This is a genomic window from Actinophytocola sp., assembly GCF_035942955.1.
In the GTDB taxonomy this organism is placed as follows: Bacteria; Actinomycetota; Actinomycetes; order Mycobacteriales; family Pseudonocardiaceae; genus DASYTH01.
The window spans coordinates 1-1,777 of sequence record NZ_DASZCQ010000325.1 but is presented as its reverse complement, the minus strand read 5'-3'; the positions used below and the strand labels follow the sequence as shown (position 1 = coordinate 1,777).

The window sequence follows — 1,777 nt, the reverse complement described above, 5'->3', positions numbered from 1 at the left end:
GCGCGGCGCCGCCGGCGGTGCTGGCTCCGCGATCCGGGGCACACCGGCCCTGCCCGGCCGCCACAGGCGGTCTCCGATCCCCGACATTCCGGTTGACCCGGGTGCCGCAATCCGCGGTCAGGCGCAGGAGATAGTGCGCGCTGGACTTTGCCGGGCCCTGGGATCGCCGGCAGGGCTTCGGCAAAGTCCCGTGTGGCGGCCGGGTGTCCTGCGTGGTGCCTTCCGGAGCGCGTCACTACCTGCGCCAACCATCCGGTCGGCCGAATCGGGATGCGGAAACGAGGGCCGCGCGCGCAGCGCGCGGCCTTCGTTTCCACGAGGCGATCTTCACGGCTGTGCCGGAGGCCGGGGTCAACGGGGCGTCATCGCTCAATGAGGACTTGGCGCTGCCCGGATCGCTGCCCGATGGGGAGGTTCGGGACCGCCGGGCCGGGCCTTCAATGGGCGGGTGACCGGTTTGGTGGGCCGGGATCGTGAGCTGGGCGAGCTGCGATCCGTGTTGCGCGACGCCCGGGGTGGGCGGCCACGGGTGGTGCTGATCAGCGGGGAAGCGGGGATCGGCAAGACGAGTTTGGCGCGGGCCATTGTGGACGATGCGCGGGCGGCGGGTGGGGCGGCGCTGTGGGCGACGGCGGTGGCCGACGACGGGGCGCCGGCGTTCTGGCCGTGGCGGACGCTGCTGACCACGCACGTGCAGCGGACCGAGCCGCACGCGCTGGCCGCGCAGATCGGGCAGGGTGGGGCGCAGCTGTGCCGGCTGGTGCCGGAGTTGCGGCAGCGGCTGCCGGGGTTGGGCCTGTTGCCGGCGCCCGAGGAGGGTGGCCGGTACCCGTTGTTCCTTGCGGTGGCGGGGTTGTTGGGCGCGGTGGCCGGGGCCGGGCCGCTGACCGTGGTGCTCGACGACCTGCCGAGCGCGGACACCGATTCGTTGCTGCTGTTCGAGTTTCTCGCCGAGGAGATCCGGGAGGGCAGCCTTCTGCTGGTGGCCACGGTCCGGTCGGGGACCGGTGGGCGGTCGGACCGGCTGCCGCAGGCGGTCGCCGAGCTGGTGCGCCGGCCGGGGGCGCGGCTGCTTCCGGTCGAGGGGTTGGCGCGGCCCGCGGTGCGGCGTCTGGTCGAGGTGGTCGCCGGGCGGGCGGTGCCGGCGGCCGCGGTCGAGGCGATTCACCGGCGTACCGAGGGAAACCCGTTCTTCGTCACCGAGCTGGTCCGGCTGCTCGTGGCGCGGGGCCGGCTGGACGACGCCGCACTGGCGGTGGGTGGGGACGCGACGATCCCGCCCGGTGTGGAGGCGGTGGTGGCCGGCCGGCTGGCGGCGCTGACCGAGCCGTGCCGGATGGCGCTGCGCACCGGCGCGGTGATCGGGCGCTCGTTCCCCGTCGGCCTGCTCGGCGATCTGCTCGACGAGCCGGAAAGCTCGGTGCTCGCGGCGCTGGACGAGGCGGTGGCGGCGGGGCTGGTCCGGGAGGACACGGGGGCCGACCGGTTCCGGTTCGCCCACCCGCTCGTGCACGAGGTCGTTGCCGGCTCGTTGACCAGGGCGCGGCGATTGCGGCTGCACCGCCGGATCGCCGAGCGCATCGAGAGCGGTGGCACGCCGAGCCTGGCCGAGCTGGCCCATCACTGGTGCGCGGCCGGCGACGATCCGGGCCGGGCGCTGGACTACGCGGCCCGCGCGGCCGCCGAGGCGACGGCGAGCGGCGCCTACGCGGAGGCGGCGCTGCTCTACGAGCGCGCCATCGCCCTTGCCGGGGACGGGCCGGCGCGCGGTGGGCTG

At 75.5% G+C, this 1,777-nt stretch carries 1 protein-coding gene; it reads left to right on the top strand.

Annotated elements, in window-relative coordinates; translation table 11 throughout:
- Nucleotides 1-448: 448 nt before the first annotated feature.
- A partial coding sequence (locus VGX25_RS32500; RefSeq protein ID WP_326921793.1) for an ATP-binding protein occupies nucleotides 449-1,777 on the top strand: 1,329 nt, incomplete at its 3' end.